This is a genomic window from Streptomyces sp. V2I9 (assembly GCF_030817475.1).
GTDB lineage: Bacteria > Actinomycetota > Actinomycetes > Streptomycetales > Streptomycetaceae > Streptomyces.
This window is the reverse complement of sequence record NZ_JAUSZJ010000002.1, coordinates 591,148-608,807: the sequence shown is the minus strand read 5'-3', so window position 1 is coordinate 608,807 and position 17,660 is coordinate 591,148. Positions and strand designations below refer to the sequence as shown.

14 protein-coding genes and 1 pseudogene are annotated in these 17,660 nt (G+C 73.5%); 5 read left to right on the top strand and 10 right to left on the bottom strand.

Annotated elements, in window-relative coordinates; all coding sequences use genetic code 11:
* Positions 1-4: 4 nt before the first annotated feature.
* The gene (locus tag QFZ71_RS02720; protein WP_307666642.1) at positions 5-1,336 is read left to right on the top strand and encodes an aminotransferase class I/II-fold pyridoxal phosphate-dependent enzyme; all 1,332 of its coding nucleotides are present in this window, start codon (positions 5-7) and stop codon (positions 1,334-1,336) included.
* Here the strand turns inward: QFZ71_RS02720 and QFZ71_RS02715 are convergent.
* Positions 1,323-2,369: a DMT family transporter gene (locus tag QFZ71_RS02715; RefSeq protein ID WP_307666641.1), complete on the bottom strand. Its 1,047-nt coding sequence runs from the start codon at positions 2,367-2,369 to the stop codon at positions 1,323-1,325. The two genes, QFZ71_RS02720 and QFZ71_RS02715, sit on opposite strands and share 14 nt — an antisense overlap.
* Positions 2,370-2,459: 90 nt before the next feature.
* Between QFZ71_RS02715 and QFZ71_RS02710 the strand changes: the two genes are divergently transcribed.
* The gene (locus QFZ71_RS02710) at positions 2,460-3,374 is read left to right on the top strand and encodes a LysR family transcriptional regulator (RefSeq protein ID WP_307666640.1); all 915 of its coding nucleotides are present in this window, start codon (positions 2,460-2,462) and stop codon (positions 3,372-3,374) included.
* An 89-nt stretch (positions 3,375-3,463) separates the two neighbouring features.
* Here the strand turns inward: QFZ71_RS02710 and QFZ71_RS02705 are convergent, their stop codons facing one another.
* The 9 genes and pseudogenes from QFZ71_RS02705 to QFZ71_RS02665 form a co-directional block, all read right to left on the bottom strand.
* Positions 3,464-3,934 (bottom strand): pyridoxamine 5'-phosphate oxidase family protein, encoded by a 471-nt coding sequence (locus tag QFZ71_RS02705; protein WP_307666639.1) that lies wholly within the window; start codon positions 3,932-3,934, stop codon positions 3,464-3,466.
* A gap of 148 nt (positions 3,935-4,082) precedes the next feature.
* Entirely contained in the window at positions 4,083-4,538 is a 456-nt protein-coding gene (locus tag QFZ71_RS02700; RefSeq protein ID WP_307666638.1) for a Rieske (2Fe-2S) protein, read from the bottom strand.
* A 284-nt stretch (positions 4,539-4,822) separates the two neighbouring features.
* Positions 4,823-5,956, bottom strand: coding sequence for a DUF4185 domain-containing protein (locus tag QFZ71_RS02695; RefSeq protein WP_307666637.1), 1,134 nt, complete (start codon positions 5,954-5,956; stop codon positions 4,823-4,825).
* Positions 5,957-5,988: 32 nt separating this feature from the next.
* A complete protein-coding gene (locus tag QFZ71_RS02690) occupies positions 5,989-6,978 on the bottom strand; it encodes an alpha/beta hydrolase family protein (protein WP_307671324.1) in 990 nt (329 codons plus the stop codon).
* Positions 6,979-7,075: 97 nt separating this feature from the next.
* Positions 7,076-7,785: pseudogene (locus tag QFZ71_RS02685) on the bottom strand (C39 family peptidase).
* 279 nt (positions 7,786-8,064) lie between these two features.
* The gene (locus QFZ71_RS02680; protein ID WP_307666635.1) at positions 8,065-9,087 is read right to left on the bottom strand and encodes a winged helix-turn-helix domain-containing protein; all 1,023 of its coding nucleotides are present in this window, start codon (positions 9,085-9,087) and stop codon (positions 8,065-8,067) included.
* 333 nt (positions 9,088-9,420) lie between these two features.
* Positions 9,421-10,230, bottom strand: coding sequence for an SAM-dependent methyltransferase (locus QFZ71_RS02675; RefSeq protein WP_307666634.1), 810 nt, complete (start codon positions 10,228-10,230; stop codon positions 9,421-9,423).
* Between the two features lie 94 nt (positions 10,231-10,324).
* On the bottom strand, positions 10,325-11,977 hold the full coding sequence (locus QFZ71_RS02670) for a SpoIIE family protein phosphatase (RefSeq protein WP_307666633.1): 1,653 nt from the start codon (positions 11,975-11,977) through the stop codon (positions 10,325-10,327).
* A gap of 339 nt (positions 11,978-12,316) precedes the next feature.
* Complete coding sequence (locus tag QFZ71_RS02665) at positions 12,317-13,090, bottom strand: glycosyltransferase family 2 protein (RefSeq protein ID WP_307666632.1); 774 nt, start codon at positions 13,088-13,090, stop codon at positions 12,317-12,319.
* Positions 13,091-13,245: 155 nt separating this feature from the next.
* Between QFZ71_RS02665 and QFZ71_RS02660 the strand changes: the two genes are divergently transcribed.
* The 3 genes from QFZ71_RS02660 (at position 13,246) to QFZ71_RS02650 (ending at position 17,217) form a co-directional block, all read left to right on the top strand.
* Complete coding sequence (locus tag QFZ71_RS02660) at positions 13,246-13,695, top strand: universal stress protein (RefSeq protein ID WP_307666631.1); 450 nt, start codon at positions 13,246-13,248, stop codon at positions 13,693-13,695.
* Positions 13,692-14,780: an adenylate/guanylate cyclase domain-containing protein gene (locus QFZ71_RS02655; RefSeq protein ID WP_307666630.1), complete on the top strand. Its 1,089-nt coding sequence runs from the start codon at positions 13,692-13,694 to the stop codon at positions 14,778-14,780. Before QFZ71_RS02660 ends, QFZ71_RS02655 begins: the two co-directional genes overlap by 4 nt.
* Before the next feature lie 277 nt (positions 14,781-15,057).
* Positions 15,058-17,217, top strand: a complete 2,160-nt coding sequence (locus QFZ71_RS02650) for a SpoIIE family protein phosphatase (protein WP_307666629.1) — start codon at positions 15,058-15,060, stop codon at positions 17,215-17,217.
* Positions 17,218-17,660: the final 443 nt, after the last annotated feature.

Below are 17,660 nucleotides of genomic sequence, written 5' to 3'. Positions count from 1 at the left end.
GTTTGTGCTAGGAGAGTATCGGATCAGTGGGCGGCGCGCATCGGAGATTGCCGCCAGCATCGAACGCGGGGTCGGCTCCGGGGACCTCCCATCAGGTCATGTTCTGCCTCCCATGCGGGAGTTGGCCGCGCGGTTGGAGGTCAACCCCAACACCGTGGCGGCCGCCTACCGGACGCTGCGCGAGCGCGGGGTGATCGAGACGGCGGGCCGCCGGGGGAGCCGGGTCCGCCCCGCCCCGGCCAGTACGACGCGCGGCTCCCTGCGGGTCGAGGCGCCCCCCGGCGTACGGGATCTGGGCGAGGGCAATCCCGATCCGGCGCTGCTGCCCGACCTCGGTCCGGCGCTCGCCGCCGCTGCCGCCGCCGACGCGGGGAGCCCCGGCCTGTACGGGCAGGCCGCGGTGGTCGCGGAGTTCGCCGCGTACGCCCGGCGGGCGATGGACGCCGACGGGGTGCCCGACGGGCCGGTCGCCGTGACGTCCGGCGCTCTCGACGCGATCGAGCGGGTGCTCGCGGCGCACCTCCGGCCGGGCGACGCGGTGGCGGTGGAGGACCCCGGCTGGGGCGGCACGCTCGACCTCGTACCGGCGCTGGGACTGCGCGCCGTACCGGTCGGTGTGGACGACTTCGGTCCGCTGGTCGCGGACGTGGAGCGGGCGCTGCGGGCCGGGGCGCGGGCCCTCGTCGTCACCGACCGGGCGCAGAACCCGACCGGTGCGTCGCTGGACGCCGCCCGCGCGCGGGCGCTGCGCACGGTCCTCGCCCGCCATCCGGACGTGCTGCTGATCGAGGACGACCACGGCCACGCGATCGTCGATCTGCCGCTGCACCCGCTGGCCGGAGTGACGGCCCACTGGGCCTTCATCCGCTCGGCGGCCAAGGCGTACGGGCCCGATCTGCGGGTCGCCACGCTCACCGGGGACCCCGTCACGGTCGACCGGGTGGCGGGGCGGCAGCGGCTCGGGCCGGGCTGGGTGAGCCGCCTCCTCCAGCGTGCCGTGCTCCATCTGTGGACCTCGGACGCCGTCGACACGCGGGCGGTGGCCCGTTCCTACGGCGACCGCCGGGACGCGCTCGTCCACGCCCTCGCCGAGCGTGGGGTGGCGGCGCACGGCCGCACCGGGATGAACGTGTGGGTGCCCGTGAGCGATGAGACCGGGGCCGTGGCCCGGCTGCTCCACGCCGGCTGGGCGGCGGCTCCGGGCGCCCGCTTCCGGCTGGACGCGCCCCCGGCGGTGCGTCTCACCGTCTCCCCGCTGGGCGCGGCGGACATCGGGCCCCTGGCGGACGCGGTGGCGGCCGCCGCGGGGCCGGCCCGACCGGTCAGCTTCGGCTGAACCGGGAGGGGGCTGATCCGGGGCCCGACACGGCAGTGCGGGCGCGGCTTCGGGTGAGGGCCGCGCCGGCGAGCACGACCAGAGCCCCGACCGGGGTGTTCCAGCTCAGCCGTTCACCGAGCAGGGCGACGCCCGCCGCCGTCGCGATCACCGGGATGAAGTAGGTGACCATCTGGGCGGTCGTCGGACCGACCTCCTGGACCAGGCCGTACTGGAGCAGCACCGCGAGGCCCGTGCCCAGTGCCCCGAGGGCGAGCACGGAGAGCGTCGGCAGGACGGGGAACGAGGTGGGTGCGGCGGTGAAAAGGGGTGTCACCACGGCCAGTTGCGCCGTGGCGAGCAGCAGCTGACTGCCCGTCAACGCCAGCGTCGACGCTCCCGTCCCGGCCAGGGTGCGGCGGACGTAGATCCAGCCGACCGGGTAACAGAACGACGCGAGCAGCGCCATGCCCGTCCCCGGCAGATCCACACCGGAGAAGCCCTGCCAGGCGCCCAGCACCGTGAGAACGCCGAGGAAGCCGACGCCGAGCCCGGCCACCCGCCGGAGGGTCGGGCGGTCCTCCGAGAGGGCGACGACCGAGAGCGCCATGCCCCACAGCGGCGAGGTCGCGTTGCAGATCCCGGCCAGCGTCGAGGGGATCGTCAGCTCCGCGTAGGAGAACAGGGAGAACGGCAATGCGTTGAGGAGGAGGGCGGCGACCGCGAGGTGTCCCCAGGTCCGGGCCGAACGCGGCAGCCGTTCCCGGCGCATCGCCATGGCGGCGACCAGGACCGCCGTACCGGCCAGCAGCCGCCCGAAGGTGACCTGGAACGGGGCGTACCCCTCGGTCCCGACCTTGATCAGCAGAAAGCTGAACCCCCAGATGAGGGAGAGCGCCACGAACCGGACGCGCCAGTCGAGGGCCGGTCGCGGGGCGCCGGGTCGCCGGCCCGGCGGTGCGGGGGGCGGGGTTGGCGCGATCGGCCCGGACGGGGCCGGCGGGGGAGGGGCTGACGCCGGGGACGTGGCCGTCGGCTCGCGGGGGACGCTCATGGGAGTGAGCCTGCCGAAGGCATCACCGTAGAACAAGTGAATGTTTCTGAGGTCGATGACGTAGCAACGCTTATCGGTAACATCATCCCCATGTTGAACCTGGAGCGGTTGCGCACTCTGGACGCCCTCGCCCGGCACGGCTCGGTGACCGGCGCGGCCGACGGCCTCCACGTCACGACCTCGGCTGTCTCGCAGCAGATGGCGAAGCTGGAGCGCGAGGTGGGGCAGCGGCTGCTCGCCCGGAACGGCCGCGGCGTCCGCCTCACCGACGCCGGACGGCTTCTCGCGGATCACGCGGCGCGGATCCTGTCGCAGGTCGAGCTGGCCCAGTCCGACATCGAGGCCCAGCGGGGCGAGGTCGTCGGTGAGGTGCGGATCTCCGCCTTCCCGACGGCGGCACGGGGCCTGTTCCCCGCAGCGCTCACCTCCCTGCGTGCCGACCACCCCGATCTCACGGTTCGTACGCAGGAGTTGGAGCCCGAGCAGGGGTTGCGCGCGGTGCTGCGCGGGGACGTCGACCTGGCCGTCGTGCTGGACTGGAGCAACAAGCGTCTGCCCGTGCCCGGAGGCCTGTCCAAGGCCGAACTCGTGGACGACGCACCGGACATCGCCATGCCGGCCGGACACCCGCTGGCGGACCGCGACGCCGTGGAGCTGGAGGACTTCGCGGACGACCCGTGGGTGTCCTGGCCCGAGGGCGAATTCTGTTACGACTGGCTGATGTTCACCCTGCGCTCCCGAGGCATCGAACCGCGCATCGCCCATCTGGCGGGTGAACACCACACGCAACTCGCGCTGATCGCGGCCGGGTTCGGCGTCTGTGTGGCTCCCCGGCTGGGGCGCGGCCCGGTCCCCGACGGGGTACGGCTGGTGCCGGTACGGCAGACGATGCGGCGGCACGTCCACGCGGTCTGGCGTACGGACGCGGACCGCCGACCCTCGGTCCGGGCGGCGGTGGAGGCGCTGCGGGCCGCGGGTGCGCGCGTCACGGCCGCCGGGGGGTGAGCCGGGCGGCGTCCGGCGTGCCGGAGTGCCGTGCCCGTCCGGGTGAGGCATCCGTACGAGGCGCGAAGCCCGGCCTCGGTCGCCTCGGATCAGGCAGGACCGGCGAGCTTGCGGAAGTCCCAGGAGGTGACCCTCGCCGGGGTGAGCCGCAGCCAGGCGTGCCGTCCGTCGTGGGGCATGTCCGTGATGCCGAAGTACTTCACCGGGAACAGCCGCTCCGGATCGGTGAGTTCGGGGCAGGGTTCACCCGAGCGGGGCGCCTCGCCCACGAACTCCGCCCGGCCGGTGAGTTCCACCCCGCGCAGCTCCTCGTACCCCTCGCCGTCGTCCACCACCACAGCGATCCTGGGGTCCTTGAGGAGCTGGGACCAGCGCAGGCTGCGAGTGAGGGAGTACAGCCAGAGGGAGCTGCCGTCCCAGACGAACCACAACGCACCGACATGCGGAGCGCCGTCGGAACCGAGCGTGGCCACCCGGCAGGTGCGCCGCTCACGGAGGTAGGCGTCCCGCTCCTCGGGGGTCATCATGATCCGGCGTCCTCGGCGCTGGGTGTCGGTCATGATCGCCCTCTCCGCCGGCTGCCTGTCAGGAATCATGGAGCTTCTTCCGCCGCGACGCAACGGCCGCTTCGCCCGCCCCGGTCCGTCCATCGACACCCCTCACGACGGACTCCGCCCACCGCCGGGGACGGGACCACGCGGCAGGGTGCTACACCAGCCTGATCGAGCCGCCCTCGACGGTGATCTCGCGGACCGGCAGCGGCCGGGTGGCGGGTCCGCCGGTCGGACTGCCCGTGGCGGCGTCGAAGGTGGAGTTGTGGCAGGGGCAGACGATCGAGCCGTCCGAGACGTCCTTGACCGCACATCCCTGATGGGTGCACGTGGAGGAGAACGCCTTGAACTCGCCCGGCTGCGGCTGGGTCACCACGACCTTCTGCGCGGCGAGCACCACCCCGCCGCCCTCCGGAATGTCCGCGGTCGCCGCGAGTACCGCGCCCCCGTCCCCCGGCTGCTCGACGGCATCCGACCCGGCCGAGCTGTCCCCGCCTCCCGAACCGTCCGCTCCGCCGCACGCGGTGAGGGCGGCAGCCGCTCCGGCGGCTCCAGCCGCGGCGATGACCGTACGGCGTCCGAGGAGGCTCCGGCGCTCCTGTGCTGCACTCATCACGGCGTTCCCTTCGTCAGTGTCCGGTCGGGGCGGACCGGTCTCGATGGTCTCCGCCGGAGATACGTGCCCCGAGACAGCTCTGTTCATCCGGAGGCCCCGCACGGAACCGGCGCGGTCCTGCGGCAGCCGGCGGACCTCCCGGACGGGCGCGCTGTCGCCCCCGGCCGCTCCGCCGGGGACCGGCGCGCCGAGGCGCTCGGCCGGCCGACAGCGGAACGGGTGACGCCGGTCCGCCCGGGGGCGTCTTCTCGTCACCGCGTTCCTCGGCCCGCGCCTCCGGTTCAGAGCGCCGGACCCACCAGACCGTTCACCCGGTACTGCATGACCCGGTAGTTCTGGGCGTCGTACCACTGGCTGACCGTGATGTGGAGATCGCCCGGCTCGGACCCCGGAACGATGAAGCCGCCGTACGGACTCGCCACGGCGTTGCCGGTCTCCAGGCCGGGTAGCGTGGGGACGATCATGGTCTGCTCCACAGCCGTGAACAGGTTCGACGTCGGCGACGCGACGATCTGCGCGCGGATGCCCAGCGGGCTCATGCCGAGCCAGGTGAGCACGTAACGCCCGCCCATGGCCCGGAAGCAGATCTCGCCCCAGCGGCGCGGCGACGTCACGGTCGTCGGCGGGTTGCCCCACGCCCACGCCCCGCCCGCGTACCCCCACGGCTCGTAGGCCGCCGGGTTTCCCGGTGAGTCCTGGCGGACCCGGTGGAGCAGCAGACCGGAGGTCACGTTCCGGTCGAAGGCGGTGGAGAGGACGTACAGATATCCGTCGTCCGCGACCGCGTACGTCTTCTGCTGGAACTGGCCGCCGTACAGCCCGCCCGGCCACTGGCACAGGTACCGCCAGGTCTCGCCGTTGTCGTCGGAGCGCCAGAAGTCGGTGTGATCGGTCCGATGGATCACCCCGCGCATCAGGTGCATGTACATCGTCGGCCCCACCGTGAACACGTCGGAGGGGAGGGCGGTGGTGCCACCCGTGTGCCCCTCCGGAACCAGGCCGACGGCGTGAGAACCCCCTACCGCGCCGTCGATGAGGAGCGATCCGGGCGCGGCGTTCGACGAACGCAGCCCCACGGGCGACCGCCAGTCCGGCCCGCCGACACCACCCCCGTCGAAGGTGTCGCCGCACAGGAACAGCAGGGAACCGTCGGGGCACCGCGCCGGGATGCCGAGGTCCGTCCAGGGCGCCGCGAACTGCCCGGTGAGGGCGGGTCCGGTCAGGTCGCGCACCTTCGTCCCGGTGACCCGCGGCGCGGCGCCCACCCGGGAAGCGCCGCCCGCGAGGCCCCCCGCGGCGATCCCGCCGGCCGCCGCGGAGCGCAGCAGCGAACGGCGGCTCGGGAAGCCCGGACGGCCGAAGCCGCCGGTCCGTGCGCCGTACCGGCCGGGCTGCGACGCGTGCTGTTCGGACATGAGGGCTCCCGAGGGTGGAGAAGGGCGGTGAGTCAGGCCTTACGGAGGCGGGCGACGATCCCGTCCAGGTCCCGCTGGAACAGGTCGGGGCGCACGAAGTGGCCGCCGGGCACCTCGTGCCACTCGTGCGGAATCCCCGCCGAGCCGAGGTGTCCACGGAACTCCCTCTGTCCCGCGAGGACTTGGGTCTCGTTGACCGTGTCGAACCAGTTGACCGGGTCGGGGCTGGTCCCGGCGACCAGGAACACCCGCTTGTTGCGGTAGCTCTCCACCCGCTGCACCGGGTTGTCGGCGCTCACGCGGGCCTCGTTCCACAGCGGTGCGCCGTAGACCGTGCCCCCTCCCAACTCCACGGCTGCCGAGGAGAGATTGGCCCAGTGGGTGACGAGTCCGGCGTCACGGCGCAGGCTGGCCGGGCCGGAGTGGGAGCTGACCGAGGCGAAGTGCCCGTAGTACTTGGCCGCGTACTTCAGGGCGCCGAAGCCGCCCATCGAGAAGCCGGAGACCGCCCGGCCGTCGTACTCGGCGTACGTCCGGAAGTTGGCGTCCACCCACGGGAGGAGCTGGGCGATGTGGAAGGTCTCCCAGTTGCGGGGGCCGACGTTGGAGCTGACCGGGTTGGAGTACCAGCCCGCCGCGCCGCCGTCCGGCATCACGACGATGAGCGGCTTTCCGGCGGTCCAGGCGCGGATGCCCATCCGGTCGAAGGTGATGAAGTCCTGCCCGGTACCGCCTCCGTGGAACAGGTACAGCACCGGATACCTGCGGCCCCCGGTGTGATAGCCGTCGGGCAGCAGGACGTTGACGCCGGGGTTCCAGCCGATGGCATCGGTCGAGAAGCGGAAGTACCGCATGCGCGGGTCGCGTTCGTCGCGGTCCACGATGCGCAGGCCGAACCCGTCGCCGACCGCGTGGGCGGCGGACGCCGACGCCAGGACGCCTCCCGCGCCGAGCGCCGTCGCGGCGGTGATGCCGGCGGCTGCCTTGATGACGCCTCTGCGGGTGGGCCGGTGCGTGCTCAACATGACCTCCTGGTCGGGAAAGGTGTTTCCGGGGGCGCGGGGCGGCAGTCGTGGCCTCCCGCGCCATCAGGTGAACTGCGGTCAGGTCAGGGCGGGTTCAGGCGCTGTAGCCCTTCGGGGGATCAGGGTGGCCAGCTGGTCGAAGGAGATCCAGTAGATCTGGTTGCCGCTGAACGACGCGGGGTCCGCGATGAGGACGGTGCGGTCCACCGCGTCGTAGCCGAAGACGGTGAAGTAGTGGTAGATCGTCTGGTCCGGCGGATAGCCGGGCGGCTGGTTGCCGGGCGGGGCGACGATGTTGGCGACCAGCGGGTAGTTGCGGTCGATGTCGAAAACGATGTCGTGCCACAGGAGATCCCGCTGCGCACGGGTGGGCGGGTCGTTCGGCATCTCCTTGGTCTCGTACCAGCCGCCGCCCAGACGGGCGTTGAGCACACGGGTGATCTGCCCGATGTGGTCCGTGCCCGCCTCGGTGGTACCGAGCTGCGCGGCCAGTTGGCTCTGGCTGGGCGCAGCCATACGGGCGGAGAGCGCGATGCGGGTCGCGGCGGGACCGCACCAGTAACCGGTCTGCTGGACCTGGTAGTCGATCGTCAGCCAGCGGGCGGCGCTCGTCCGGCCGGCGTCCACCCGCAGGCGGGCGCCCGGTTCGTCGTAGCCGGAGACGAGGGCGGTGCCGGCCGCCGAGTCGTGGGCCCGCACGTCGACCACCGGGACGGCGGGGGCGGGTGAGGCGTGGGCGGTTCCGGGGAGCAGCAGTGCTCCGAGGGCGATCGCCGCGATGGCGGGGACAAGTCTCGCGCGCATGAGGGCTCCTGTGGGGGCGGGGCCGTACGGGAACATCGGCGCGGGACGCCGTGGGAAGCGTCCTGCCGGGTGCGGTGCGGTGACAGGGGACAGCGTGGTGGTGCGGCGGCGCCCGGCACAAGCGCTGTAAGTCCAGGCTTACGGGCGCGGTGGCTCGAGGCTCACGGGCGCAGTCGGCCGTCCGGCGTGCGCCCCGTACCGAACGCTGTGGGCCGGGGCCGCCGGGCGGAGTCCGCCGCCCGGTCCGCTCCGCGGCACGAGCGGTGTGTCCGGGCGCCTCTACGGGCGCGGTTCGTCGCCCCGCCCGCGACCTGCACGGCGGTCCTCCGTCGCCAGCAGCGCACGGCCCTCCGCGGTCGCCACGTGGAAGGCGCGCCCGCCCGTGCGGACCGTGGTGGTCAGACCTGCCGCACGCAGCACGTTCATGTGCTGGCTCACCGCCGGGTGGGTCACCTGGAGCATCCGGGCCGCCTCCACGGTGGAGCAGCCGGTGCGCGCGGCCCGCAGCAGATCCGCGCGGGTCTGCCCGAGCAGCCGGCCGAGAGGGCCCCGGCCCGTGGCCGGCCCCACCGCCCCCGGAAGGGCGGCCCAGTCGGCGGTGTGCTGGATGGGGTGGACCAGGACGGGCGGCAGGTCGCCGTCGGCCAGGGTGGTCGGGGCGGGCCAGCAGAAGAACGACGGCTGGAGCACGATTCCGCGTCCGTTCAGCAGCAGGTGCTGGTCGACCGGGTAGGTGACCTCCAGGACGGGCGGCCGCCAGCGGACATCGGGCCCGAGGCCGGCCAGCAGCGCCTCGGTGCCGCCGTCCATCAGATGCCGGGTCCGCAGCGCCCGGTCGGCCTCGAGATCCGAGCGGACGTGCCGCCAGTGCGGTACGAGGGCTTCCGCCTGGTAGGCGTGGAGCGCTTCGCCCAGCCGCGCGAGCATGTCGGTGTCGCCCTCCGCCAGGGAGGCGGCCCAGGCCGGCAGCCGTGTCGATCGGGCCAGCCGCGCCAGCTCCGCGCGCAGCCTCGGTCGCGGTGTGCCGAGCAGGGTGTCGACGGCGGACCCGAGCGTGGTGCGGTCACCGGAGGTGGGGGTCAGGAAGTCGGGGGAGTACCCGCGGGGCGGCAGCAGCGGGGAGAGCAGCCGCCGGCTCTCCGGGAGCCGGGGCCGCACCCGGCGGCGCCACGTACCGAAGACCCGTTCCCCGTCCGTACGTTGGAGGGTCTGCACACTGTTGGTGATCTCCCACAGGACGTCCGGCCCCGGCGCCACCTTGACCCGCGTCAGGTCGTCGGGCGTGAAGTGGATCCGCAGCATGGACGCTCCATCGGAAGGCGGGCCGGTGTCCCCGCCCCCGCGGCCCTGCCGGCGGGTCCGTCGCGCGAGCACCGGCGGAGAACTGGCCACTACCCGTCCGCGCGGCGGGATATGCCGTCCCGTAGGCCGCGGGCCGTATGCGCGGGGCCGGGGGACCGGCCTCAGCCTCCCGGCCCCTCGTACGGGGACGGCTCCGGTTCACCGGGCGATCAGGGCCCAGTGGCTCGAACGCGAGCGGAGCTCAAGGAGTCCGAACGCGAACAGAGCTCAAGGAGCCCGAACGCGAGCGGGGCTCACGGAGTCCGAACGCGAGCGGGGCTCGGGCCCGCCGTTTCAGGGCTTTCTCGCGACCGCCCCGTACATGGCGATGTCCCGGCCGTCGACGCCGTCCTGCTCCGGTCCGGGGCGCCACGTGTGCACCTGGGTGACCCCCGGCTCCTGCAGCTCCAGCCCGTCGAAGAACGAGGTGGCGGTGGCGAGATCGCGCAGGGCCATGGGCATGTTCTGCTGCCGGTACTCCTCCGCCACCCGGCCCACCTCCTCGGGCGCGAAGTCGCCGGTGCCGATGGTCATCGCCAGATAGCTGCCCGAGGGCAGCGGGTCCAGCAGCCGTTTGACCAGGCGGCGGTCGTCCGGCGGCAGGATGAAGTGCATGATGCCGATCACCATGAGGCCGACCGGCCGGTCCAGGTCGATGAGTTCGCGGAACTCGGGACTGTCCAGGATGGCGTCGGGGTCGTGCATGTTCGCGTCCACGTAGGCCGTGGCGCCCTCCGGTGAGCTCTCCAGCAGGGCACGCGCGTGCGCCAGGACGATGGGGTCGTTGTCGACGTAGACCACATGCGACTCCGGCGCCACTTCCTGCACGATCTCGTGCAGGTTCGGCGAGGTCGGCAGCCCGGTCCCGACGTCGAGGAACTGGCGGATGCCCCGCTCCTCCGCCAGGAAGCGGGCGGCGCGGTGCATGAACCGGCGGTTCTCCAGCATGTGGACGGGGAGCGCGGGCCAGTGCCGGACCATGGCGTCGCCCGCTTCCACATCCGCGGGGTAGTGGTCCTTGCCGCCCAGGATGTAGTCGTACACCCGGGCGGAGTGCGCCCGTGAGCTGGCGAGCCCGCTCCGGCGTTCGTTCGGCGTGTTCATGCAGAGCCTCTTTCGTCCGAGGACGGCCTTCTCGACGGTATAGAGGGGCGGTACCGCGCGCAAACGTGGAGATCCCCGAACATCCGGTCCCCGGTCACCGGTCCGGCCGTGCCTGGAGGGCGATGACGGCGATGTCGTCCCGGCGGTGCTGGACGGGCGGCAGCAGACCGCGGATCAGGTTCGGCAGCGGCAGGCCCCTGCGGGTCAGCGCGTCGGTGCGCTCGCGCAGCCGCCGCAGGTTGTCGCCGATGTCCGTGTCCGGCGTCTCCACGAGCCCGTCGGTGTAGAGCACCAGGGTGTCGCCCGCGCGCAGGACCGCGTGGAGGGTGGTGCGGTCGAGGGCGTCGGCGACGCACAGCGGCGGGTCCGGTGCCGTGAGGCCGTGCAGATACCGCGACGGCGCCCCGGCCGGGAGCAGCAGGGGCGGCGGGTGGCCGGCGTTGGACAGGGCGATGCGCCAGTCGCCGCCGGACAGCCGCCGCAGCACCGCGTGCACCGCCGTGATCATCGACGGGCTGTCGAGCGCCTGCACGACCCGGTCGAGGCGGCTCAGCGTGTCCGCCGGGCTGGCGTTCGGACCGCTGTCGTAGGCGAGCCCCCGCAGGATGCTGTTGACGCGGCCCATCGCGGTGGCCGCGTCGAGGTCGTGGCCCGCGATGTCGCCGATCGACAGGGCGAGGGCGTCGGGCGAGAGCCGGACGGCGTCGTACCAGTCGCCGCCGACCTCGGCGGCCGAATCGGCCGGGTGGTAGAGCGCGGTGATGGTGAGGCCGTCGACGGGCGGCGGGGCGGCCAGGAACGACTGCTGCAGGGCGAGCGCCTTGCCGCGGATGCTCTGGAGTTCCATGGTCCGGCGCAGCGGCCCGCTCATCTGCTGGAAGACGTCCTGCAGCAGGGAGAGGTCGGCCTCGTCCGGGGGCGGGTTGCCCCGGCAGGTGGCGATGGTCGCCAGCGCCACCGTCCGGCCGTCGACCACGACCGGCAGCAGTGCCACGCCCGTCGCGCCGGCCTCCCGCAGCCACCGGGCGGAGGCGTCCGACAGTCCTTCCCCGGGCGGTCCGTCGGGTGGGAAGACGATCAGCTTCGCCTGCTGGCTCTCGATGGCCTGCCGGGCGACCGGACCCAGCACGAAGTCGGGCTCCAGCGGAGGCAGGGGAGGCAGTCCGGGGGCGAGCCCGACCCGCTCCGGCGACGTCACGTCCGGCGGCCCGCCGTCAGGTCGCACACCGGCCTCGACACCGTTCTGTACGCGGAAGACGGCGACGGCGTCGGCCAGTTCGGGCACGACGGCCGCCGCCGTGGTCAGGAACGCCTCGGACAGGTCGTGCGCCGCGGGCACCGCCGCCATCCGGGCCAGCAGCTTCTCCCGCATCCGGGTCCGCCAGTGACTCTCGGCGTCGCTGGCGGTCCCGACCCACTCCACCCTCCCGCCCTCGTCGAGCACGGGCGCGGCGATGATCTTCACATGGCGGAAACGGTCGGGCGCGCCGTCGAGCCGTACCCGTACGATCGTGTCGAGCGGCGTGCGCCGCTGCGTGGCCCCGCGCCAGGCCCGCTGGAACCAGCCCCGGTCCTTCGGATGCACGGCGTCCATCCACGGGGTTCCGCCCTCGGGACGCCACAGCTTCTCCGCGATGCCGCCTCCGGCCAACAGAGTGACGACGCCGTCGGGCGACATCACCCACACGGACTGCGGCACGGCCGCCATGAGCGCCTGGTACCGCCTGAGGAGACGTTCCTCGTTCACCGCCGCCCCCACCCCGCTCGGACAGGCGGTACCGCGCCCCCGGCCGGGGGCAGCGGACCCGGGCCGGGCGGGCAGCGCAGTGGATCATCGCCCCTCATGCTCCGATGATCCCCCGCATCCGGGACGTCAGCACACCGACCGGGCGCTCCCCGGCTCTCCTCCCCGTCCGCCGTCCGCAGGGAGGCGCCCGGACAGCGTCGGCGTGCGGAGCGGCGGTCGGTACCGGCGATCCCCATGACGACCACGGTCATCGCGGTACTCGTCCGGGGCCATCCAGGCCCGGCCCCTTCCACCGCCCCGGGCACCGGAGCCGAGCCGGTCCGGACCGGCGGACGTTCCCTAGATCCGTGAGTTGCGCAGCGACTGCCACACGGCGCCGGCCAGCGACCCTGTCGCCCTGGGGACCGACAGATGCTCGTGCGTGCGGTAGAGGTCCCAGTTGTACCGCACCAGCGACAGCTTGCCGGATGACAGCGACCCCGGCCGCTGGGCCCGGTACACGGCGAGCGGTTCGGCCAGTCCCCGGGCGTCGTGGCCGTCCCGCATGATGCTCAGCCAGAGCGCGTAGTCCTGCCGCTTGCGCATCTGGGGCATCAGCCGCGTACCCAGGGCCCTGCGGTCGTACATGGCGGTCAAGGCGCCGATGTGGTCCCGGCGCAGCATCGCGCGGTAGTCGACGCGCGGCCTCGCGCGGATGACCCGGCCGTTCGGGGCCCAGTCGGTGCTCTCCCCGGCGTGGTCGGCGTCCATCTTGAAGTACGACGTGAACGTCAACGGCGCATCGGCTTCCCCGGCGAAGGCGAGCTGCTTCTCCGTCTTCTCCGGGAGCCACATGTCGTCGGAGTCGAGGAAGGCGATGTAGTCCCCGCGGGCCCGCTGCATCGCAAGGTTGCGCGCCCGGCCCGCGCCGCCCTGCGTGGGCGCCGGCCGCGGCAGCACACGCTCGTCCTGCTCGGCGAACGCCCGGAGCAGGTCCATGGAGTCGTCGGTCGACCGGTCGTCGGTGACCAGCAGCTCCAGGTCGCCGTGGGTCTGCGTGAGGACCGAACGGACCGCCTGACCCAGCGTCGCCGCCGAGTTGTACACGGGCATCACGACAGAGACCAGGGGCACAGCGCTCTCCTCACCGGATCGGGAACGGCCCATTCAAGCATCTCGGCCCCTCCGGATCCGCCGCGCGGGCCGCCGTCGACGGGCGCACGCCTTTACCTCCTGCGCGGACTGAGCTTACTCTGGAGTAAGTAACGGTTCTTCCAGGGGAGTTGTGCGTGAGTTCCTATCGAGTCGTCATGGTCGGCACCGACGGGTCCGAGTCGTCGTTCGCTGCTGTGGAGGGGGCGGCCAGGCTCGCGGCCGGCTGCCGGGCCGAGCTCGTCATCGTGTGCGCCTACCAGCCGATGCGCGGTCCGGAACTCTCCCGCGCGCGGGACCAGCTCGGTCCCGAGGCGTACCAGGTGGTGGGGTCGGCTCCGGCCGAGGACACCCTGCGGATCGCGCGGGACCGCGCGCGGGGGCAGGGGGCGCTGGAGGTGCGGTCCGTCGCCGTCCAGGACGACCCCGTGCCCGCCCTGGTGAACGCGGCCGCCGAGCAGGGGGCGGACCTGCTGGTGGTGGGCAACCGCGGCCTGCGCTCGCTCGCCGGGCGCATCCTGGGGTCCGTGCCCGCCGACATCGCGAGGAAAGCCGGTCTCGACGTGCTGATCGTGCACACCACATGAGCGACGCGCGTCCGGCAGCCGTGGCGGAAGGCGGGCCCGACACGCCGGGCCCGCCCGTCGGCGCCCTGCGGGAACTGGTGCTGGGCGCCGCCCCCCGGTGGACGAGGAAGGACGTCGCCGAGCGGGCGGGGGTGGAACCGGAGAGGGCCGAGCGGATCTGGCGTGCGCTGGGCTTCCCCTCGGTGGAGGACGACGAACGGTTCTTCACCGACGCCGATGTCGAGGCGCTCCGGGGGGTGGCGCGCCTGGTCGGGACGGGGCTGGTGACCGGCGAGAGCGAGACCATGGTGGTGCGGGCCGTGGCCTACCACCTGTCACGGCTGGCCGAGTGGCAGATCGAAGCGTTCCGGGGGTGGCTCGACCGTGCCCCCGGCACGCCTCCCGGCGGCGCACCGCTGGAGCGGGCCGCGGAGCTGATGCCGGAGCTGGAGGCGTTGCAGCGGTACGTCTGGCGCCGCCACCTCGCCGCGTACGCCGAACGGTTCCGGGCCGCGCCGGGGACGACCGGGGAGGGGGGATCCCCGCAGGCGTCGACGACCGGCCCCGCAGCGCTTCCCGGTGACGCCGCGCTCCGGTACCGGGCCGTGGGATTCACCGACATGGTCGGGTACACACGGATGACACGCGGCCTGGAGGGCGCCGAACTCGGGCGGGTCATCGACAGCTTCGAGAGCCTCACCGGCGACGTGATCGCCGAGGGCCGCGGCCGGGTGGTGAAGACCATCGGGGACGAGGTGTTCTTCGTCTGCGAGTCCGCCTCCTGTGCCGCTGACATCGCACTGGAGCTGACGGCCCGGGTCCACGACGTACCCGAGCTGCCGCGGGTCAGGACCGGCCTGGCCTACGGCGAGGTGCTCTCCCGGTTCGGGGACCTGTACGGGACCGCGGTCAACGCGGCGGCCCGGCTGACCGCGGTCGCCCGCCCCGGCACCGTGCTCGTCGACACGGCCTTCTCCGGCGAACTGGCCGGACTGGCCGGATACGAACTGAAAGGGCTGCGCCCCGTCTCCGTACGCGGCTTCCCCCGGCTGCGCCCGGTGCTGCTGCGGCCCGTCGCGGCGGGCCGTCGGAAGACGAGTCGCTGATGCGTCGTCCACCCCTGCGCGGCGGTGCTGCCGGTCGCCCCCGCCGTGCTGCCGGCCGCCCCTGTCCGGCTCGCACCTCGGGGCTCCGCCGTCCCTGCGTTCGACTGAATCCGGTCGGCCGGCCGGGCCGCCGGGGGCTCCGCCGCGGGGACGCACGAGACCGTGGCGCCCGACCTCCGGGATGCCCGGACACCCGGTGAGGGCGCAGAGTGGACGGAAGGGCTGAGCCGGCGGCGTTCCGCGCACCGCCGGGTTCCGGGTGTGGAGGGAGCGTGCGATGGTCCACGACGCACCGCGCGAAGCCGATGCCTCCGGTACGGCCGGGGCCGGCGGTGGCACGGGCCCGGCGGGGGCCGGCGGTGCAAGGGGCCCGGCCGGGGCCGACCGTGGCACGGGTCCGGCGGGGGCGGGGAACCTGCTGGACTTCCTGAACGTCGCGGCGGTCGTCGTGGACACCGCCGGCCGGATCGTGTTCTGGAGCCCGCAGGCCACCGATGTCTTCGGGTACACCGCCGAGGAGGCGCTGGGCCGCTACGCCGCACGGCTCCTGCTCGGCGAGGAGGACCGGCGGCGGGCGACGGAACTGTTCGCCACCGTGATGGGGACCGGGCAGGACTGGGCGGGGACGTTTCCCGTCCGGCACCGCGACGGCGGCACCCGGCTGGTGGAGTTCCGCAACGTACGGCTGCAGGACGACCTGGGGGACGTGTACGCCCTGGGGATCGCCGTCGACCAGAGCGCGCTGCACGACGTGGAAGGCCGACTGGCGATCTCGGAGCAACTGGTGTCCCAGGCACCGGTGGGGTTCGCCCTGCTGGACGCCGATCTCCGCTACCGGCTGGTCAACCCGGCGCTGGAGCGGATCAACGGGGTGCCGGCCGCCGAGCACCTGGGCCGCCGCCCCCGCGACATCCACCTCCACGGCGGGGTGGAGACGATCGAGTCCGCGCTGCGGCACGTGCTGGCGACCGGCTCACCCCTCGTCGACCAGTACATCGTCGGCCGCACGCGCGCCGACCCCGACCACGACCACGCGTGGTCGGTGTCCTACTACCGGATCCACGGGCCCGCGGGGAGGGTGATCGGGGTGGCGTCCTCGGTCGTCGACGTCACCGAGCGGCACCTGGCCGCCGCCGAGGCCGAGCGGGCCCGCAAGCGGCTCGCCCTGCTCGCCGACGCCTCCGCCCGGATCGGCACGACGCTCGGGGTGGAGCGGACCGCGCGGGAACTCGCCGAGGTCGCGGTCCCGGACCTCGCGGACGTCGCCGCGGTCGACATCCTGGACGATGTGCTCGCCTGCCGCGTCCGCGCACGGGACGGCGAGGGTCCGGAGCTGTTCCGGGCCCTCGCCGTCACCTCCGCCTTTCCCACCGAGGTCACCACCGCGGCGGACCCGGTCGGAGAGGTCGCCGCCTACGGCCCCGACCGGCTGATCACCCGGTGCGTCCGCACCGGACAGCCCGTTCTCGTGGCCCGCTGCGAGGCGCGGGACCTGCGGCGCATCGCCCGAGACACCCGAGCGGCCGAGGCCCTCGCCCGAGCCGGTGCGCACTCCTACCTCGCGGTTCCGCTCATCGCCCACGGCGAGACGCTCGGCGCCGTGGACCTGCTGCGCACCCGCAACCCGGCGCCGTTCGACGAGGACGACGTCCTGCTCGTCCGGGAACTGGCCGCCCGCGCCGCGATCGCCATCGGCAACGCCCGCTGGCACCAGTACGTACGCACCGCCGCGGAGACCCTTCAGCGCAGCCTCCTGCCGCCGGCGCCGCCGAAACGCCCCGGTCTGCGGATCGCCTCCCTCTACCGTCCGGCCCAGTCCGCCAACGAGGTCGGCGGAGACTGGTACGACGTCATCCCCCTGGCCGACGACAAGACCGCTCTCGTCATCGGTGACGTCATGGGCAACGGGATCGACGCCGCCGCGGCCATGGGGCAGCTGTGCACCGCCGCCCGTGCCTACGCCGCCCTCGACCTGCCCCCCGACGACATCCTCCGGCACCTCGACCGGCTCACCCACGGCCTGGAGCACTACATCGCCACCTGCCTCTACGCCACCTACGACCCACGCACCGGGCGGTGCCGCGTCGCCAACGCCGGGCACCTGCCCCCGGTGCTCGCCCGCCCCGGACGTGAGCCGCGACTGCTGCGCCTGCCCCCCGGCGCCCCGCTCGGCGTCGGAGGCGTCGGTTTCGACACCGTCACCGTCGACCTGCACGCCGGCGACCGGCTCCTGCTCTACACCGACGGACTCGTCGAAACCCGGAACGACCCCATCGACGAACGTCTCGGCCTCCTCCTGCGCACCATCGGCTCCGTCGGCCCGTCCCTCGACGCCACCTGCGCCCGCCTCGTCGACTCCATGCGCAGGCCCGAGGACCCCGACGACGTCGCCCTCCTCCTGGTCGAGGCCCAGGACACCGCTCTCCTCCTGGAGTGAACGGTCGGAGGAGCGGGCCTGGTGGCACGGGGCGTCGTGCCACCGGGGGTGCTGCCAAGGACACGTTGAGTGACTGCCTGGCAAGGGTGGGGCAGAAGCCTGGTGTCGAGGGGGTTGAGCGTAAGGCGTGAGCTCCGATCCGGTGGACCGTCATCGAGGCATGCAAGCGCCTCATCGCCCTGGTCCCGGCCCCGAGTGGTAACACGGCCCTCTTGCCGCAGACCGGTGTCACACCAGGTGATCACGACTTTCGAGCCGCGGCGGGCCCGTTGGTGGACCTGGGTCACCTGAGGCAGGTGCCCAGTGTCGGCCGCCCGCTGTTGCTGGAGGCTGCTCCACTGGGCAGCCGGGTAGGCGTCGCGCTCGGGGCGCGAGCACAGACGGGTCGCGACGATGGCTGCGGTCACGACGGCGGCGAGCAGAGGGTCGGGACTGTGTACATG